15 protein-coding genes are annotated in these 18,663 nt (G+C 73.5%); 7 read left to right on the top strand and 8 right to left on the bottom strand.

Annotation, left to right across the window (positions count from 1 at the left end; genetic code table 11):
• Positions 1 to 397: 397 nt before the first annotated feature.
• Together AB0F13_RS00455 and AB0F13_RS00450 are read left to right on the top strand one after the other, a co-directional pair.
• Positions 398 to 964, top strand: coding sequence for a sigma-70 family RNA polymerase sigma factor (locus AB0F13_RS00455; RefSeq protein ID WP_362072736.1), 567 nt, complete (start codon positions 398 to 400; stop codon positions 962 to 964).
• Positions 961 to 2,103: a maleylpyruvate isomerase N-terminal domain-containing protein gene (locus AB0F13_RS00450; protein WP_362072733.1), complete on the top strand. Its 1,143-nt coding sequence runs from the start codon at positions 961 to 963 to the stop codon at positions 2,101 to 2,103. Before AB0F13_RS00455 ends, AB0F13_RS00450 begins: the two co-directional genes overlap by 4 nt.
• 91 nt (positions 2,104 to 2,194) lie before the next feature.
• Here the strand turns inward: AB0F13_RS00450 and purU are convergent, their stop codons facing one another.
• On the bottom strand, positions 2,195 to 3,058 hold the full coding sequence (gene purU / locus AB0F13_RS00445; RefSeq protein ID WP_362072730.1) for a formyltetrahydrofolate deformylase: 864 nt from the start codon (positions 3,056 to 3,058) through the stop codon (positions 2,195 to 2,197).
• A gap of 101 nt (positions 3,059 to 3,159) precedes the next feature.
• Positions 3,160 to 3,603 carry a hypothetical protein gene (locus tag AB0F13_RS00440; RefSeq protein ID WP_362072727.1) on the bottom strand — a complete coding sequence of 148 codons (444 nt, stop codon included), beginning with the start codon at positions 3,601 to 3,603 and terminating at the stop codon, positions 3,160 to 3,162.
• Positions 3,604 to 3,783: 180 nt separating this feature from the next.
• On the opposite strand from AB0F13_RS00440, the gene AB0F13_RS00435 reads away from it, so the two are divergent.
• On the top strand, positions 3,784 to 5,070 hold the full coding sequence (locus AB0F13_RS00435) for an ABC transporter substrate-binding protein (RefSeq protein ID WP_362072724.1): 1,287 nt from the start codon (positions 3,784 to 3,786) through the stop codon (positions 5,068 to 5,070).
• A gap of 54 nt (positions 5,071 to 5,124) precedes the next feature.
• Here the strand turns inward: AB0F13_RS00435 and AB0F13_RS00430 are convergent, their stop codons facing one another.
• A complete protein-coding gene (locus tag AB0F13_RS00430; RefSeq protein WP_362072721.1) occupies positions 5,125 to 7,212 on the bottom strand; it encodes a hypothetical protein in 2,088 nt (695 codons plus the stop codon).
• Between the two features lie 200 nt (positions 7,213 to 7,412).
• The gene (locus tag AB0F13_RS00425; RefSeq protein ID WP_362072718.1) at positions 7,413 to 8,801 is read right to left on the bottom strand and encodes a transcriptional regulator; all 1,389 of its coding nucleotides are present in this window, start codon (positions 8,799 to 8,801) and stop codon (positions 7,413 to 7,415) included.
• Positions 8,802 to 9,110: 309 nt separating this feature from the next.
• Between AB0F13_RS00425 and AB0F13_RS00420 the strand changes: the two genes are divergently transcribed.
• From AB0F13_RS00420 to AB0F13_RS00410, 3 genes are all read left to right on the top strand, one after another.
• The gene (locus AB0F13_RS00420) at positions 9,111 to 9,785 is read left to right on the top strand and encodes a bifunctional DNA primase/polymerase (RefSeq protein ID WP_362072715.1); all 675 of its coding nucleotides are present in this window, start codon (positions 9,111 to 9,113) and stop codon (positions 9,783 to 9,785) included.
• Between the two features lie 154 nt (positions 9,786 to 9,939).
• Positions 9,940 to 10,707, top strand: a complete 768-nt coding sequence (locus tag AB0F13_RS00415) for an ABC transporter ATP-binding protein (protein WP_362074400.1) — start codon at positions 9,940 to 9,942, stop codon at positions 10,705 to 10,707.
• Positions 10,704 to 12,314: a transporter gene (locus AB0F13_RS00410; protein ID WP_362072712.1), complete on the top strand. Its 1,611-nt coding sequence runs from the start codon at positions 10,704 to 10,706 to the stop codon at positions 12,312 to 12,314. Before AB0F13_RS00415 ends, AB0F13_RS00410 begins: the two co-directional genes overlap by 4 nt.
• A gap of 12 nt (positions 12,315 to 12,326) precedes the next feature.
• On the opposite strand, the gene AB0F13_RS00405 is transcribed toward AB0F13_RS00410, so the two are convergent.
• From AB0F13_RS00405 to AB0F13_RS00395, 3 genes are all read right to left on the bottom strand, one after another.
• A complete protein-coding gene (locus AB0F13_RS00405; protein ID WP_362072709.1) occupies positions 12,327 to 13,760 on the bottom strand; it encodes an FAD-dependent monooxygenase in 1,434 nt (477 codons plus the stop codon).
• Positions 13,761 to 13,903: 143 nt separating this feature from the next.
• Entirely contained in the window at positions 13,904 to 14,857 is a 954-nt protein-coding gene (locus AB0F13_RS00400; protein ID WP_362072706.1) for an alpha/beta hydrolase, read from the bottom strand.
• 571 nt (positions 14,858 to 15,428) lie between these two features.
• Entirely contained in the window at positions 15,429 to 16,121 is a 693-nt protein-coding gene (locus AB0F13_RS00395; RefSeq protein ID WP_362072703.1) for a metal-dependent transcriptional regulator, read from the bottom strand.
• 209 nt (positions 16,122 to 16,330) lie between these two features.
• Between AB0F13_RS00395 and AB0F13_RS00390 the strand changes: the two genes are divergently transcribed.
• Positions 16,331 to 17,086, top strand: a complete 756-nt coding sequence (locus AB0F13_RS00390) for an SIS domain-containing protein (protein ID WP_362072700.1) — start codon at positions 16,331 to 16,333, stop codon at positions 17,084 to 17,086.
• A 34-nt stretch (positions 17,087 to 17,120) separates the two neighbouring features.
• Here AB0F13_RS00390 and AB0F13_RS00385 read toward each other — a convergent pair whose 3' ends face one another.
• A complete protein-coding gene (locus tag AB0F13_RS00385) occupies positions 17,121 to 18,488 on the bottom strand; it encodes a PAS domain-containing protein (protein ID WP_362072697.1) in 1,368 nt (455 codons plus the stop codon).
• Between the last annotated feature and the right edge of the window lie 175 nt (positions 18,489 to 18,663).

Genomic DNA, 18,663 nt, shown 5'->3' with positions numbered 1-18,663 from the left:
TGGCTGCCTGGCGCCTCCCCCGTGAGGCACCATGTGAAACCCCGCATAAATCACCGCGCGGACCACCGCGCGGACCACCACGTCGTCCACCGCGTCGCCCACCCGTGCAGCAACGCCTGGCATAAGCCGACCGCTGTTGACCCTATGCCCAGCCCGAACCCGCAATTCTCATGGATCCGGTCACACCCGCATAACACATCGGCACATTCGGGCAGCTACGGTCGAGTCCGATCGGTCCCCTTGACGGGCCATCAACCCAAAGTGACCGCACCTATACCACGTGCAGCCGAAGCGGAGTTCACCCTTTCCAGGTTTCGCTTCCAAAGGTCGTGCGTTGTCGTACCCGGCCGATACATTCGGCGGTAGGGCGTACAGCAGTACGGAGGGGGCAGGCCGGATGACGATCGACGCACCACCCCGGTGGGACCGCAAGATGCAGCAGCGGCTCGCGCACGGCGAGGCCGCCGCGCTCGGCGAGCTCTACGACCGCTTCGCCTCCCTCGTGCACGGCCTCGCCCACCGCGTCCTCGACGACGAGCGGGGCGCCGACCGCGTCACGCGCGAGGTCTTCGGCTACGTCTGGGAGCACCCCGAGGCGTACGACCCCAAGCACGGCTCCCTGCGCTCGTGGATCGCCTCCCTCGCGCACCGGCACGCCGTCAGCCGGCTGCGGCGGACGGAGGACGACGGCGAGCGCCCCGCGGCCGAGATCGACGCGAAGGTGCGCGCGGCGAGCGCCGCCGCCCGCGCGGACTACATCGTCACGTCCATGCCCGCGCCCCTGCGGGCGGCCCTGGACCTCGCCTACTTCCGGCGGCTCGACTACCGCCAGGCCGCGGCGCGGCTGGGCGTCACCGAGGACGAGGCCAGGCGGCGGTTGCGGCTGGGGTTACAGCTCCTCTCCACGGCCCATGAGGGACCGCGGGCGGTCTCACCCCCCGGCGGCGGGGCGGCACTGCGATGAGCACGGAGCCCAGGGCCGAAGCGGACGCCGGCGTGGGCCAGCCGCCCCGGCCGTGGTCGCATCCGGTGCTGAAGTCGCTGCTCGGCGCGTGGGCGCTGGCCGCGTGCTCGGCGGAGGAGACCGCCGCCGTCGAGGAACACCTCACCGACTGCGCCACCTGCGCGGACGAGGCCGTCCGGCTGCGCGACGCCGTGTCCCTGCTGCACCCCGAGGACAGCCTCGACCTCGACCCCACGCTGCGCTCCCGCGTCCTGGCCGGGGCGCTCGGCCGCCGGCCCGCCCGCATCCCCGTCCCCGACTGGGCCGCGCCCTACGAGGCGGAAGCCGCCAGGCTCGACGCGCTGCTGCGCGACATCGGCGATGCGGAGTGGCGGACCCCGGTACAACTCACGTGGTTCGACGGGCGGCGGGCCACCGGGCGCGAGGCGACCGTGGCCGGCGTCATCGGCCATCTGACGGCCGTCGACGGCCTCGTCGCGGGCACGCTGGGCCTGCCGGACCCCGGTGGCGCGGGCTCTCCGGACGAGCGTACGGAGACGTACTGGGCGGCCGGTCCCGCCGGGCCGCCCGCACAGGTGCGGGCCACCTGGCGCGACCAGGGCCGGGCGCTGATACGGACCGTCTCCTTCGCCGACGGCGACGTGGCCGGCCTGCCCGTGGCCTACGGGCCGTTCAGCCTGCCGCTGCGCGACTCGTTCCTGGACCGGGCCTTCGAGTGCTGGGTGCACGCGGAGGACATCGCCGAGGCCGTCGACTATCCGTACGAGCCGCCGTCCTCCCCGCATCTCAACCGCATGATCGACCTCGCGGCCCGGCTGCTGCCGGCCTCGATCGCCGGCCGGCGCCGCGCCGGGCTGGCGCCACCGCCGCGCACCCTGGTCGCGGCGGGCACGCCCGGCCGCGCCCTGCACCTGGAAATCGAGGGCAGGGGCGGCGGCCACTGGTACATCGCCCTGGACTCCCCCGGAGCGCTCGGCACCCCGGAGGGCTCGGTGGCGCATGTGGCGCTGGACGGCGTGGAGTTCTGCAGGCTGGCCGCGGGGCACGTCTCGCCGGAGGAGGCGGCCGCGGGATCGCTCGGCGACGCCGAGGCGGTCCGGGACGTCCTGTACGCGACGGCCTCGCTCTCGCGGCTGTGACGGACCGGCCGTGAAGGACCGGCTGTGACGGACCGGGGCAGGCTCTCCTGCTACCGCCGGGAGGCGGACCGGGCAGACCGGGCAGACCGGATCAGGCGAAGACCACCGTGCGGGTCCCGTTGAGGAGCACGCGGTGCTCGCTGTGCCACTTCACGGCCCGCGCCAGCGCCTGGCACTCCACGTCACGGCCCACAGCGACCAGCTGCTCCGGGGTGACGTCGTGGCCCACGCGCTCGACCTCCTGCTCGATGATCGGGCCCTCGTCGAGGTCGGCCGTCACATAGTGCGCGGTGGCGCCGATCAGCTTCACACCGCGCGCGTGCGCCTGGTGGTACGGCTTCGCGCCCTTGAAGCTCGGCAGGAAGGAGTGGTGGATGTTGATGATCCGCCCGGAGAGCGACTTGCACAGGTCGTCGGAGAGGACCTGCATGTAGCGGGCGAGCACGACCAGCTCGACGTTCTCGGCCTGGACCAGCTCCAGCAGCCGCGCCTCCGCCTCCGCCTTGTTCTCCTTCGTCACCGGAATGTGGTGGAAGGGCACGCCGTAGGAGCCGACGAGCTCGGCGAAGTCCGTGTGGTTGGAGACGACCGCGGCGATCTCCACCGGAAGGGCCCCGATCCGGGAGCGGAAGAGCAGGTCGTTGAGGCAGTGCCCGAACCTGGACACCATCAGCACGATGCGCATCTTCTCGTCGGACCGGTGGATCTGCCAGTCCATGTGGAAGGAGTCACCGATCGCCGCGAAGCTGGCCCGCAGCTTGTCCACCGTCACCGGGGCGTCCGCGCCGAAGTGCACGCGCATGAAGAACAGCCCCGTGTCGCGGTCGCCGAACTGCTGGCTGTCCTCGATGTTGCAGCCGGTCATGAAGAGGTAGCTGGACACCGCGTGCACGATGCCCTGCTTGTCCGGGCAGGAGAGGGTGAGGACGTACTGCTGAGGCTGTTCGCTGGTCATAGCCCAATAGCGTCGCATACCCGCAGCCCCTCGCGGACCGCCGCATTCACGGCCTGTTCAGCCGGTTCAGCCGAGTCAGCCGGTCAAGCGGGTCAGCAGGTTCAGCCCCGGGTGGCCAGCTCCAGCACGGCCAGCGAGCGCGGCGGCGCGTCCGGGTCGTCCCCGTCGCTCGCCGCCAGGCGCAGATGCGCCTCGCGTGCGGCCCGCACCGCCTCCGGCCAGCCGTGGTGCTCCAAGTAGGCCGAGACCGGGGCGTCCGCGCCGACCTGGTGCATGATCCGCAGCACACGCAGCACGGCGACGTCGACGAGCGCGGCCTCACCCGAGTCCCGGAAGACCGTGCCGACGTATTTCTCGGCCGACCAGTTGTCCAGCCAGGTGTCCTCGACCAGGCGGTAGACGGCGTCGGTCACATCCCCGTACCCCTCGCGGCCCGTGAGCCAGCACTCCTGCTGGAAGACCTGGTCCGAGAGCATGTGCAGCGCTGAGCGTACGTTCGTACGCCAGCGCCACCACGGCATGTCATTGAGCGGCATACCGTCCATGGTGGTCGAGCGGCGGCCGCGACGGGAAGACTTCTCTGAACCCTGCACAGCAATCGATCGTACGTTCCCGTACCGGCAGGCCGTCCGGCGGCCCGGGCCGGGCCGCTGTTCACCTGCGCGTCACCCTCCGTTGCGCCGTGATCACTCGGCCGTTCCCTGCCGGGCGGCAGGCTGCGGGCCATGACCGGACGGCGCCGCCTGACCTCCCGCCCGCTCCTGGCCACCGCCCTCGCCGCGGTGTCCGCGTTAGCCACGGGAGCGGCGCTCCTCACCGGCTGCGACGGGTTCCCGGGGGCCCGGGGGGACTCCCGGGCCCCCATCACCGTCATGACCTGGGCACCCGACGGCACCCAGGCGACCAACATGGCCGGCATGCCGGCCATGGCCACCGCCTACGCCCGCTGGGTCAACGCGAACGGCGGCATCCACGGCCGCGAGCTGAATGTCCTCACCTGCAACGAGCACAACGACACGGTGGCGGCCGCGGGCTGCGCGCAGCGCGCGGTGGAGGAGGGGGCCGTGGCGGTCGTCGGCTCCTACAGCCAGCACGGGCGCTCGATGATGTCGCCGCTGGAGGCGTCGGGGACGCCGTTCATCGGCGGTTACGGCATCGCCCACGAGGAGTTCACGAGCCCGCTGTCGTATCCCGTCAACGGCGGCCAGGCCACCCTCCTCGCCGGCAACGGGCGGCAGCTGGCGTCCGTGTGCCGGCGCGTGGCGCTCGTCCGGCCGGACACCATCGCCGGCGACCAGCTGCCCGCCCTGCTCGACGCGGGCCTGACGGCGGGCGGGCGGCCGCACGCCGCCGACATCCGGGCGCCCGAGGATGCGAGCGACTACACGCGGCACAGTTCCGCAGCCCTGGACAGCGCCGGCAAGGACGACGGCGCCTGCGTCACGGCCGCGCTCGGCAAGCGCACGAACACCTTCTTCGACTCCTTCCGCCGCCTGCGCGAGACGGCCGCGGGCACCGGGGTGCGGATCGCCGCCGTGCTCGGCAGCGTCCAGCAGTCCCTGGTCGACAGCACGGGCGGCGCGAGCAGCCCGCTGGAGGGCACATACGTGACCGGCTGGTACCCGCCCGCCGACGACGCCCGCTGGGAACCGATGCGCAAGGTCATCAAGGACCACGCCTTCGGTGACAACCGGGTCGACCCGGCCGACCCCGGCGTGCAGACCACCTGGCTCGCCTACACCGCGCTGCGGTCGGTGCTGCTGTCCCTGGACGCCGGCGACATCAGCGCCGCCTCGGTCCGTCACGCCCTCGACGGGGGCCACCAGGTCGACACCGGCGGCCTGACGTCGCCGCTGAAGTGGCAGCACCAGAACCTGCTGGCCGTCCGCGACTACCCCCGCATCATCAACACGAACGTGACGTACCAGGTCGTACGGGACGGCCGGCTGGTGGCGGTGCGGGACGGGTTCGTCGACGTGGGCAGGACCCTGGAGGAGCAGAGCAGGGGATAGGCCACGGGCCCCTCCCCCGCCGGCCCCCGGGACGTGGGACCTGGGACCTGGGGCCTACAGCTGGGTCCACTCGTGCTGCGTCAGCCCGTACTTCTTCGCGATCGGGTTCCACAGATCCGCCGCCTTCTTCTTGGCGGCCGTCGCCTCACCGCTGGCCCGGTCGCCGGCGACGCTGTCGCCCGACGGGCGGGCGTGGCCCTTCACGCAGCCGTTCTTGCCCTCCACCTGATGCGCCCACGCGGCGTAGTGACTGTCCGCCGACGCCGAGGACTGCCACGCCTTGGTCAGCTGCGCCGTCAGCTCGGTGTTCCTGGGCAGCTTGTCCGTCTGCGCCTGCCCGAGCCGGGTCACGAGCGCGTTCCGCTGGCCGGCGGCGGCGGTGAGGTCGGCGGCGGACTTGCCGAGGTCCTTGCAGTTCCTCGTGGAGTCCACCGCCTTGATGACGGCGTCCCGGCTGTTGTTGCTGTCCTTCAGGAGCGCGTCCAGCGCCTTGGCCTGCGCCTCCGCCGGGTCGGCCGACTTCGCCGGCGGCGAGGGGGCGGCGCTCGGGGTGGCCTCGTCCTGCGGCGCGGCGGTGGGGGCCGTGCTCGCGACGGCGGCCTTCTGCGGGTCGCTCTTCTCGTCTCCCCCGCCGCTGAGCAGCGCACCGGCGCCCAGGCCGGCGACGGCGCAGCCCGCGACGACGGCCGCGATCAGCACGGCGGGCGACTTCTTGCGCCCGGACGGGCGCGACGGCGGCTGCTGCTGCGCCTGAGGGCCGCCGGGGCCCTGGGGGCCCTGGGGGCCGCTGTTCAGAGGGGGCTGCCCACCGGGGGGCGTATGGGGGCCGTTGTACGCCGCGTGCGAGCCGTACGGGGCGGGGGGCGGGGGCGGCGGCACCGGGCCGCCCTGCGGCGGCTTGGCCCGTCGCCGTGGCGCGGCCGGCGGGGCGGCGGGGGTGCCCGCCGGGACGGGCGGCAGGTACTGCGTCGACGCGGAGGCCCGGAAGAGCGTGTCGAACTCGGCAGGCGGCGGGCGCTCGCCCTCCTGGGCCATCACCGAGAAGGGCGACGCGGGGCCGGAGCCCGGGCCGCCACCGGCGGGCGGGGCACCGGCGCCCATGGGCGGCAGGAAGGCGGTCGCCTCGGCGTCGCCCGGGCGGCCCGGCGAAGCGGGGCCGCCGTCGGCGCCGGCGACGGGCGACAGGAACGCGGTGGCCTCGCCATCGGCCGTGCGGGCCTGACCGCCACCCGGACCAACGGCCGGCGGCAGGAACGCCGTGGCATCCGCCTCACCCGTGCGGCCCGCGGCAAAAGACGGAAGGTACGTCGTCGCCTCGCCATCACCCTGACGAACGGCCGCACCAGCTGCGCCACCCGGACCGGCGACCGGCGGCAGGAACGCCGTGGCGTCCCCCTCACCCGTGCGGCCCGCGGCGAAAGACGGAAGGTACGTCGTCGCCTCACCGTCACCCTGGCGACCAGCCGCACCGGCTGCGCCACCCGGACCAACGGCCGGCGGCAGGAACGCCGTGGCCTCGCCATCGGCCGTACGCGCCTGACCGGCGCCCGGGCCGCCGTCGGGCGGCAGGTAATGCGTCGCGGCTCCCGCGCTCCCGGGGGCCGGGGGCATCAGGGCGGTCGCCTCCGCGTCGGGGCGGGCCGGTGCGGCACTGGCGTTGCTGCCGCCCCGCTGTGACGGCAGCAACTGCGTGGCTTCTGCAGCGGATTCGGGGCCGCCGCGTCCGTCCGTGCCGCCCGGCGCCGTGCCGGGCCGCCCGCCTGCCCCGCCTCTCTCACTTATCTCGCGTATCTCATGTATCTCGGGTATCTCATGTATCTCGGGTATCTCACGCATCCCGCCCATACCCCGCCCGGGCAGGTTCCCGTCCCCGCTCACCGGCGGCAAGTACTGCGTGGCCGCCTCGAAGACGGGCGGCGCGGCGTACGGCGGGGGCGGCAGCGGTGCACCCGGCATGGGGGCCGCGCCCAGCGGCGGGAGGTACTGGGTGGCGTCGGAGTCGCCCGGCGGGGTCTCCGGCGGGAGGGGGGCGCGATGGGCGCCGGTCCCCCAGGGGCCGCCCTGCTCGGGGGCAGGCCGTACTGGCGGCGCGGGCGGGGCCGCAGGAGGCTGCGGCTCGTTTCCTTGTCCGCTCTGCGTCACCGGGGACTCCTCAGGCTGTAACGGGACTTACGTAACCGGCGGCTCACGCTACCGGGTCGCCCGGGCACTCGGCCATGCGCCGCCGGTTCACCCCCCTCCCCCGGGCCTGCCCGCCGCCGCCGGCCCCCGGCCCTCCTCGGGCCCGCCCCAGGCCCCGGGCAGCCGCTCACCGCCGCCGCTCCGGGCCCCGGGCCGCTCCGCTACGCCGCCTGCATCTCCATCCGCGCCCCGAACTCCCGCACCGTCGGCTCGTCCCGGTACGGCTCCAGCCGCTGGCGGAAGTCGTCCAGGTACTCCGCCCCCCGGTTGGAGCGCAGGGTGCCCAGGAGCTCCAGGGCCCGGGTGCCCGTGGCGCAGGCCTCCTCCACCTCGCGCTGCTGGACATGGGCCGTGGCCAGCAGCAGCAGGTCGATGGCGCGGCGGCGCACCCGTCCCACCGGATGCGTGGTCAGCGCATCTTCCGCGTGCCGCCGCGCGGGTTCGGCCTGGCCGAGGTCACGGTGACAGTGCGCCAGTTCGTCCGAGAGGTACGCACGGTCGAAGTGGCGGATCCACGGCGGGTCGTCACCGCTGTCCTGCCCGTTCTCGGCGTCGTCGAGCCGGGAGATCGCCCGGGAGGCGACCGTCTGGCAGGACCGCGCGTCACCGAGCAGCGCGTGGCCGCGCGCCTCGGCCGCGTAGAACATCGCCTCCGCCCGGGGCGTCACATGTCCCCGCGCGCCCTCTTGCGCGGCCTTGGCGAGCTGGGCGATCTCCCTGGGGTTGCCCAGGGACGCGGCGAGGTGGCTCATGCCGGCGGCCAGGACGTAGCCGCCGTAAGCACGGTCGCCGGCGGCCTGGGCCAGCCGCAGGGCCTGGATGTAGTAGCGCTGGGCGAGGCCGGGCTGGCCGGTGTCGACGGCCATGTAACCGGCGAGCTCCGTCAGGCGGGCGACCGCCGCGAAGAGTTCACGGCCGACCGCCTCCCGGTAGGAGCCGGCCAGCAGCCCGGAGACGACGCTGTTGAGGTAGTGGACGACGACCGGCCGCACATGGCCGCTGCCGTAGCGGTGGTCGAGCTCGACCAGGGCGTCGGTCGTGGCGCGCACCGCCTCGACGTCGGACGGGCCCACGCGCGCCCCCGCGCTCCGCGCGACCTGGGCGTCGGCGGCGGTGATCAGCCAGTCGCGGCTGGGCTCCACCAACGCCGAGGACGCCACCGACGTGCCGCTGAGGAAGTCCCGGCGGCCCACGTCGCTGCGCCACAGCTCGCAGACCTGCTCGATGGCGCCGAGGACCGTCGGGGAGAACTGCAGCCCGACGCCCGAGGCGAGGTTCTTGCCGTTGGCCATGCCGATCTCGTCGATCGTGACCGACCGGCCCAGCTTGCGGCCGAGGGCCTCGGCGATGACGGCGGGAGCCCTGCCGCGCGGCTGCTGGCCCCGCAGCCAGCGGGCCACCGACGTCTTGTCGTAGCGCAGGTCCAGACCGTGCTCGGCGCCGCACATGTTGACCCGGCGCGCCAACCCGGCATTGGAACAGCCGGCTTCCTGAATCAGCGCTTGCAGCCGTTCGTTCGGCTGCCGCGCCACGAGTGGCCGTGCGGCCATGCTTTACCCCCTGAGACTGCTATGCGTTCGCGATGGGCTCCGCGCGTTGCGGACGGGCCGGTACAGCGGTGAACGCCTTCTCCTGTGATCTTTGCCCCCTGGATATCCGGAGAATGCAGGACTTGCCGGTATTGATATCAATCGCGGCAATGAACTGGGTCAGCGCCCGCGCCCTGGTGGCTACCCCTTCGCGGCGGCGAACCTTGCCCTGCGCCCCCGTACATGCATCCGTGCGCCCCATGTGCTGTTACCGGCAGTTGCCACAAGCCTGCGCCAGAGCCGTAACCCCTGGTGACAAGGGGAGTTGAGTTGAACGTGGAAGAGACCATCGGAGTAGGAGCCCCGCATATCCCCCAACAACGCGGCGAGCGCGTGCTCGACGCCGCGGCGAGGTACGCGGAGGATCGGCACTGGGACGTATTCGCCGGCACCTGGCTGGAGGCCGTGGACGGGCGGGAGCGCTGCTCGTGCGGCGATCTCGACTGCGCCGCGCCGGGCGCCCACCCGGCCCGGCCCGACTGGGCCACCCAGGCCACGGGGAGCGCGTCGACGGCGCGGCGCATGTGGAGCAAGCAGCCGCGCGCCTCGATCCTGCTGCCGACCGGTCGCGCCTTCGACGCCCTCGACGTCTCCGAGTCCGCCGGGTTCCTGGCGCTGGCCCGCATGGAGCGCATGGAGATCCAGCTGGGGCCGATCACGTGCACACCGTTCCGCCGGATGCTGTTCTTCGTCCTGCCCGGCGGGGCACTGAAGGTCGCCGACCACGCCCGCAAGCTCGGCTGGTCGCCCTCCACCCTCGACCTCGTGGCCCGCGGCGAGGGCGACTACGTCATCGCGCCCCCCACCCGCATCGGCAACCGCGGCCCCGTCCAGTGGGCCCGCCAGCCCACCGCCGCCAACCGCTGGCTGCCGGACGCGGAAGAGCTGGTCAGCGCCCTGGCCTACGCCTGTGGGCGGGAAGCGGCCCTGTCCCGGCCCCGCTGAGACGTCCTGTCCCGGCCCCGCCGGGAAGTACTGACAAACCTCACTGTCCGCCCCCTCGCCCGCCCCCTACGGTGGTTTCGAGGGGGCGGGGCTTTTCCTGCGCCCCCAGCACCACGTCACGGGGAAGAGGAAGAGCGCAGTGGGACAGGACACGATGCCCGCGGTCCGCATCGAGGGGCTGTGGAAGCGGTTCGGTGAACAGGCGGCGGTCGCCGGGATCGACCTGGAGATACCGGCCGGGCAGTTCATCGGCCTCGTGGGACCGAACGGGGCCGGGAAGACGACCACCTTGTCCATGGTCACCGGGCTGCTGCGCCCCGACTCCGGCCGCGTCGAGATCGGCGGCCACGACGTCTGGCAGGACCCGGCCGCCGTCAAGGCGCGCATCGGGGTCCTGCCCGAGGGGCTGCGGATGTTCGAGCGCCTGTCCGGGCGCGAACTCCTCGCCTACACGGGCCGGCTGCGCGGCCTGCCCGGTGACGAGGTCGACAAGCGCGCCACCCAGCTCCTGGACGTCCTCGACCTCGCCGGTTCACAGAACAAGCTGGTCATCGACTACTCCACCGGCATGCGCAAGAAGATCGGCCTGGCCGCCGCGCTGCTCCACAACCCCGAAGTCCTCTTCCTCGACGAGCCCTTCGAAGGTGTCGACCCGGTCTCCGCCCAGACCATCCGCAAGGTGCTGGAGCGCTACACCTCCTCCGGTGCCACGGTCGTCTTCTCCAGCCACGTCATGGAGCTGGTGGAGTCGCTCTGCTCCTGGGTCGCGGTGCTGGCCGCCGGCCGCATCCGGGCGCACGGCCCGCTCGCGGACGTGCGCGGCCAGGCGCCGACCCTGCAGGACGCGTTCCTGGAACTGGTCGGCGGGCGCGCGGCGACGGACAGCGAGAACCTGGACTGGCTGGGCGGCGGCGTCCGATGAGCACCACGGCACCCTCACTCCTCGGTACGTTCGCCCGTCTGAAGCTCTCGCTCCTGCGCAACGGCCTGCGCCAGTCGTCGGGCCGCAAGGCCGTCTACGTCACCTCGCTGGTCCTGACCGCTCTTTTCGCCGTCCTCCAGCTCATCGGTCTCATCGCTCTCCGCGGTCACGACCACGCCGCGGCCCTGACCGTCCCGCTGGCGGCGTTGCTGGCCTTCGGCTGGGCGATCGTGCCGCTGTTCTTCCCCGGCGGGGACGAGACCATGGACCCGTCCAAGCTGGTGATGCTGCCGCTGCGCCCCACACCGCTGGTGGCGGCCCTGCTGACGGCGTCGCTGATCGGCATAGGCCCGGCCTTCACACTGATCATCTTTCTCGGTTCGGTGATCGCGACGGCGCACGGTGCCGCGGCGGCGGTCGCCGGGGTGTTCGCTACCGCCCTGGCGCTGCTGCTCTGCCTGGCGCTGGCCCGGGCCGTCGCGACTGCGAACGTCCGGCTGCTGACCAGCCGCAAGGGCCGCGAGATGGCCCTGCTGAGCGGCCTGGTCATCGCCGTCGGACTGCAGTTCGTGAACCTCGGCATGACCAAGCTGAACACCGCCGGCGGCCTCGCCCGGCTGGAGCCGGCGGCGGAGGCGCTGCGGTGGGTGCCGCCGGCCTCGGCGCTTGACGCGGTCCGGGCGGCAGGCGAGGGCTCCTACGGCCTGGCGGTGGCCGAACTGGCCCTGACCGCGGCCGTGCTCGCCGCGGTGCTGTGGTGGTGGCAGCGCGGCCTGGCCAAGGTGATGACCTCGGCGGACGCCTCCACCGTGGGGGCCGCCGAACCCCCGCGCACGAAAGGCGGGACACACAAGGACACCGGCCTCGCCCGCCTCCTGCCCGCCGGGCGGACGGGCGCCGTCATGCTCCGCTCGCTGCGCTACATAGGCCGCGACCCGAAGACCCGCATGGCGTGGGCCTCCGCGCTGCTCGTCGGCATCGTGGTGCCCGCCGTCAACACGGCACAGGGAAACGGCAGTATCTACTTCGCGTTCTTCGCGGCCACGATGATCGGCATGCAGACGTACAACCAGTTCGGGCAGGACGGTTCGGCGTTCTGGATGGTGCTCCAGACGATCGCCTCGCCGCGCGATGCCTACGCCGAGCTGCGGTCGCGCGCGCTGGCCCTGTCGCTGCTCGCGGTCCCGTACGTGACGCTGGTCGTGTTCGCTGCGGCCGCGCTCTCGGGCAACTGGCGGGACATGCCCATGGTGTGGGGGTTGTGCCTGGCACTGGTGGGTGCGCTGTTCGCGACCAGTGCCTCGATGTCGGTGCGCTATCCGTACTCCATTCCGCAGGAGGGGGCGTTCAAGAACGTCGCGCCCGGTCAGGCCGGCATCGCCTGGATGAGCGTGCTGCTCGGCGCGCTGGCGAGCGCCGCGCTGTGCGCGCCCGTGGTGGGGATGGCGGTCTGGCTGCACATGGCGGGCTCGCCGGGCCTGCTGTGGCTGCTGGTGCCGGCCGGTGGAGCCTACGGGCTGCTGATCGCCTGGGCGGGCCTGCGTTTCGCGGCCCCGCGGGCGGCCGGCCGGCTGCCGGAGATCCTGGCAGCGGTGAGCAAGGGCTAGCGGCTGCCGCCGTCAGCGGTCGAAGGCCTGCTCCACATATCCGTCGGGCCGGACGAGCAGAGTGATGGTCTCGGCGTCGGCACGGGTGACCGTGGTGACGCCGGCCTCGTCCTTGACCCGGGCACCGCGCGGCAGGACGCGTACGTACGTACCTGCGCGCAGCGCCTCGTACAGCCGGCCCGGCCCGTCCTCGGTCTCGGCCAGCGGCAGGTCGGGGGCGCGACGGCCGGTGAGGGGGTGGGCGCCGGGCGGGGCGGGGTAGTGGATGCCGATGCCGGAGATGAACAGGGCGGCCCGGCGCAGGGCGAAGGGGGCGAGGAAGGCGGCTCCGGCCGCCGCGTTGCGCACGCCCCGGGTGAGGGGCGTGGTGGCCAGGACGGTCCGCACGAGGGCCCCGCTGGCCCGCAGGACGGCCTTGCCGACGGGGTGGCGCTCGTCGTGGTAGCTGTCGAGGAGCCGGTCGTCGCCCCGCCCCTGCAGGACCGCGGCGAGCTTCCAGCCGAGGTTCGCAGCGTCCTGGATGCCGGCGTTCATGCCCAGGCCGCCGGCGGGTGAGTGGACGTGGGCGGCGTCGCCCGCCAGGAAGACGCGGCCGTCGCGGTAGCGGGGCACCTGGCGTTCGTCGCTGTGGAAGCGCGAGGTCCAGCGGGGCTCGCGCATCCCGAAGTCCGTGCCGAAGGCGGCACGGGTGACGGACCGGAGGGTATCGAAGTCGACGGGGGCGCCCGACGGCAGGTCGCTGCCCCGCTCCCAGGCGATGAGGCGGTACCAGCCGTCACCGAAGGGGGCGATGAACGCGAAGCCCTCGGCGACGCCGTTGAAGGCCGGCACCCGGCCGGGCTCGGTGTCCAGGCGGACGTCGGCGAGCATGACGGACCGCAGGACGGACCGCCCCGGGAACGGCATGCCGATCGCCTCGCGGACGGCGCTGTGCACACCGTCCGCGCCGATGACGTAGCGGGCGCGCACGGTGGTGGGGGCGGCGCCCTCACCGGCAGGCTGTACGTCCACGTCGACGCCCTCGGCGTCCTGGCGCAGCCCCGTGACCCGGGCGCCGCGCCGGATCCCGGCGCCTTCCTTGAGGGCGCGCTCCTCCAGCAGCCGCTCGGTCTCGTACTGCGGGGTGATCAGCACACCCGGGAAGCGGGTCCCGAGGCCGGTCAGGTCGATGTCGGTGCGGCCGAAGAGCCGCAGGCGGGCGAGGAAGGTGCCGGTGCCGATCAGCTGCTCGGCGAGAGCGCGGGCGTCGAAGACCTCCAGGGTGCGGGCGTGGACGGCGAAGGCCCGGGTGAGGTTGGACTCCTCGGCGCGCTTCTCCAGCACCACGACGCGCACGCCTGCGGCGGCGAGGTCACCGGCCAGCAGCAGGCCGGTGGGCCCTGCCCCGACGACCAGGACGTCCGCGGTGGGTCCGGTTTCTGCGGTGGGTTCGGTGCGTAGGGACATGACAGCTCCCGGTGGATGGCTGCTGCACGGCGGCGCATTGCCGGCCCTGCGTGGACTGCGCTCTCCTGCCAGTGCACACCCGGCACCCGGATTATGTCAACGGTCGTTGAATTAAAGCGGGAGTGCGGTCCTCGCGGGCGCCCTCACGCCGGCACGGCCGCCTCCAGAAAGGGCTCTGCGACCCGGCGCCAGCCGTCCGGCTGGTCGTAGTGCGCGAGGTGGCCGGCGTCGGGGATCTCGGCGTAGCGGCCGCGCGGCAGGACGCGGACCATCTCCTGCGCCTCGGCCCGGCCCAGCGCGCCGTCCAGCCCGCGCACGACCAGCGCCGGGCACTCCACCTGCGCCAGCTCCTCCCAGTGCGCGTCGTGGGCGTAACCCTCGCGGGCCTGCAGCATCTGGCGGCGGAAGAAGAGCGGGCGCCAGCCGTCGGCACGCTCGGACATCACCTCGGCGTAGAAGTCGCCCCGGGCGGGCGCGGGGCGCTCCAGTGTGGGGTCTTCCTCGCCGAACCACTTGCGGACGTCCGCGAGCGTGGCGAAGGGCACGGGCCAGGACTTGAACCACTCGCTCCACTCGCGCTGCGTGGCCGCGCCGAGGGCGGAGGCCCGCATGTCGCAGATGACCAGGGCCCGGACGAGGTCGGGCCGGCGGGCGGCGAGCTGCCAGGCGGTGAGGGCGCCCATGGCGTGGCCGATGAGGGTGACGGGGGCCAGGCCCAGCTGTTCGACGGTGGCCTCGGCGTCGGCGACGTAGGCCTCGCGGGCGTACGGGCCGCTGACGGGCTTGCCGCTGCGGCCGTGGCCGCGCTGGTCGAGGGCGATCGTGCGGTAGCGCGTGGAGAGCCAGCGGGCGGTCTCCGCCCAGTGCGCGGCCCGGCCCAGCAGGCCGTGCAGGAGCAGCACGCCGCCGCTTCCCGCCGCATGCCCCTCGCCCGCGACGCGGCCGCGGCCCACGCCGTAGCCCGTCCCCCGGCCCGTACCGCGGCCGCCGCACACGCCGCCGTACCGGACGCCGCCGCCCGCCTTCGGCGGTTCGGCGAACTCCCAAGCCGCGAGCCGCACTCCGCCGCTCCCCGTCACTTCGATACGCCGCACCATGAGCCCTGGCACCCCCTCGTCTCCCCCGAGCAGCTCCACCTTATGGAACTTCCATTCGAATGAACCGTGGTCGCGCGCAAGACCCCTCGTTCGAGTGACCGGGCGGAAGGATTGACCGTCTGCGCCAAGGGGAGAAATCGACCTGGGCGCGGACCGCTCGGGGAAGAAGGTCCGCGAGGCGCACCCCGGGAGCTCGGGGCTCCGGGTCGCCACTGGGGAAAACGGGGAGGCGGGGCCCCGGCTGCCCGCGAGGGCGCCGGGGCCCTTTCGCGCCGTACCGGGCCCGCACGCCTCCCCGGCCGGGCAGGCCATGCCGGCCGCCGCCCCGGCCGCCGCCCTGACCGTCGTCGGGGGCGGGACCAGGGGCACCCGGGCAGGGGGCGGTCGTGCGGCCCGCTGGCCTCATCCGAACCCCTCCCCGGTCGGCGGCGCGCGCATATGCGTTCAGCACTCAGCGCCAGCGTCGCACGGCCCGGGCCCGGGCGCGCCGATTCCGCAGCGGCTCGGCAGCTTTACGTAAGGCGGCATACGTACCCGGCGCGGCCGCCGCGCGGCCCCGCGTCGAGGCCGGTCAGCGCTTGGCGACGAAGACGTGGGAAGCGATGTCCGCGGCCAGCTCGGCGGCCTCGCCACTGCTGCCCACCATCACTCCACCGGGCGACTCCGTCACGCTGACCACGGCGCCCGGCTGGACCCCGGCACGGCGCAGCGTGTACATGAGCTGGGCATCCGTCTGGATCGGCTCACCGATACGGCGTACGACCACGGTCTTGCCATCGGCGCCCGGCTCCAGATCCATGAGGCTGACCATGCCGTCGTTGAGGAAGGGGTCCGCCTCGGCCTTCTCGCCCAGCTCCTCCAGGCCCGGGATCGGGTTGCCGTAGGGCGACTCGGTCGGGTGGCGCAGCAGCTCCAGCACGCGCCGCTCGACGGCCTCGCTCATCACGTGCTCCCAGCGGCAGGCCTCGGCGTGCACCTGCTCCCACTCCAGGCCGATCACGTCGACCAGCAGGCACTCCGCCAGACGGTGCTTGCGCATCACGCGGGTGGCCAGCCGACGGCCCTCCTCGGTCAGCTCCAGATGCCGGTCCCCCGCGACGGACACCAGGCCGTCCCGCTCCATGCGGGCCACGGTCTGGCTCACCGTCGGGCCGCTCTGATCCAGCCGCTCGGCGATGCGGGCGCGCATGGGGACCACACCTTCCTCTTCCAGTTCAAGGATGGTGCGGAGATACATCTCCGTGGTGTCGATCAGTCCGGACATGCCGTGCCCCTCGATAAGTCGTGCGCTGGCCCTGGACTCAATTCTGACGCATGGCACCGACAACGGGGCCGCGTACGCCTCCGGCCGCCCCCGCCGTATTGACAGCGCCGCCTTCGAGACCGCAACGTGATCCGCGCCACCAGCGGCGCCACGAGAGAATGCGCCGAGCCACCGCGTCGAGCCGAACCGAGCCAAGGAGCCCCGCAGCGATGAGCGAGAACAAGCCGGCCGGGCAGTTCTTCGACGCCGCGATCGCCCTGCTGCAGCGGGTCCGCGACGAGGAGGCCGGCCGTATCGCCACCGCCGGGTCCATGCTCGCCGACACCGTGGCGGACGGCGGACGGCTCTTCGTCTTCGGCGCCGGCCACTCCTCGCTCCCCGCCCAGGACGTCGTCTACCGGGCGGGCGGACTCGCCCTGATGAACCTGCTCGCCGTGCCGGGCACCGTGGGCATCGACATCATGCCCGCCACGCTCGGCAGCGCGCTGGAGCGCGTGGACGGCCTGGCCGGGGCGGTCCTGGACACCAGCCCCGCCCGGCCCGGCGACGCACTGATCGTCATCTCCCTGTCCGGGCGCAACTCCCTGCCCGTGGAGATGGCCATGAACGCCCGCGCCCTCGGCCTGAAGGTCATCGGCGTCACCTCGCTCGCCTACGCCGAGGAGACCAGGTCCCGGCACGCCTCCGGCACCTTCCTGAAGGACCACTGCGACCTCGTCCTCGACAGCAAGATCGCCACAGGTGACGCCGAGCTCTCCGCCGAGGGCATCGCGACCCCGTTCGGCCCGGCGTCCACCGTCGTCACCAGCGCCGTGATGCAGGCCGTCGTCGCCTCGGCGGCGACCGAGCTGGCCGCACGCGGCATCGACCCGCCGATGCTGCGCTCGGGCAACATCGACGGCGGCCACGAGTGGAACGGCCATCTGCTGGAGGAGTACGGCGACCGGATCTTCTTCCGGCACTAGGTACGCCGACGGGCACCGCGCCGTACCGCGAGCGCTACCGCGCCACCACCACCGCCAGGTCGATCGCCGCCGCCACCCGCGAGGCGATGTCCTCCGCATAGATCGCGTCCGCCCGGTCGAAAGGCCGCCGCGAGGGCCCCCGCAGGAACGTCACCACCCCCACCGTGCGCCCCCTGCTGCGCAGCGCCGTCGACAGGGCGTGCCGTGTGCCGTCCGGCCACTTGCGGGCCGCCGCCCACCCCTCCGTACGGTCCGTGGCCGCCCGCACCGAGCCGCAGCGCTCGACCGCCTGCAGCGCCGGGTGGCCCGGCATGTACGGCACCGGAAGACCACCGCACGCGGGCACCGGGGGCTGCCCGGGCGGCCCGGCGGGCGTCGTCGCGGCGCGCACCAGCCGCACCGGCGCCTCCGGGGCGGGATCAGCGTCCGGCAGCAGATCGATGAGGGCGTGGTCGGCGAAGCCCGCGAGGGCGAAGTCCAGATAGAGGGCCGCCGCCTCCATCGGGTCCTCGCACTCCGCGACCGCCCGCCCCGCCCGGTGCAGCTGGCTGCCCCGGAACCGCAGCCGCGCGCTCTCCTGCTCCGCCAGCCGCGTCTTCGTCACGTCCAGGAACAGCCAGGCCACCCCCAGCGGCACCGGCTCCTCCACCAGGGGCGTGGCCAGCCGCAGGAAGCCGCTGCGCCAGCAGCGGCGCTCCGGCAGGGCCACGCCGGTGCCCTGGTCCCTTACGGTCACCCACAGTTCGGTGGGCCCGGGCGGCGGCCCCGCCGCCAGGACGTGCTGCAGGGCGCCTTCCAGTTCCTCCACGCCCTGGTCCAGCAGCTCCCCCAGCGGGCGCCCCAGCAGGGCGGTGCGGCTGGTGCGCAGGGCGCGTGCGGCGTGCGCGTTGGCGAGGGCGGGGCGCAGGTCGGCGTCGACGAGCACCACGCCCCAGGACGCCTCGCCGAACAGCGCCTCGCTCAGCGCGACGGACCGTTCCAGGTCGATCTGCGTGTGCACCTCGCTGAAGGCGCAGTACACCCCGGCCGGACTGCCGTCCCCTCCGGGGACGGCCGAGGACTGGATGCGCACCAGCACCCGTCCGCCGTCCTTGGTGAGCAGCGCGAACTCGTCCACCTGCCGGCCGGGCGCCTTCATGGCACCCAGCAGCCGGCCGGTGGCCTCCTCCGCGTCCGCCTCGCGCAGCGCCCACCCGGCCAGGCCGTGCCGCCCGACGGCCTCCTTCGCGGACCAGCCGAGTATCCGTTCGGCCTCGCGGTTCCAGTGGGTGACGGTGCCGTCCGCGTCGAACGCGCACAGCGCGGCGTCCATGCCGTCCAGAAGTGCCGCGAGGAGGTCGTGGTCGTCGCTGTCCGCGGCCGCCTCGTGACGGGCGGGGCCGGACTGGTGTGGAGCGGTCACGGGGTACCCCCTGCTGGACGCGTCTGCGTGTTCCGCGTGCCCTGCATGTCCTGCACGAGCGGCATTCAACTCGACCCTGGCGGACACCACACCGTCTTCCGCGAAATCGATGCCCACCGAAAAATCGGTTGTCGTCGCCGGAGCCGCTTCCTAGGCTGGGGCGTACACGAGAAGG

It is taken from the genome of Streptomyces sp. NPDC026206 (assembly GCF_040638465.1).
In the GTDB taxonomy this organism is placed as follows: Bacteria; Actinomycetota; Actinomycetes; order Streptomycetales; family Streptomycetaceae; genus Streptomyces.
This window is presented reverse-complemented; position numbering and strand designations above follow the sequence as displayed.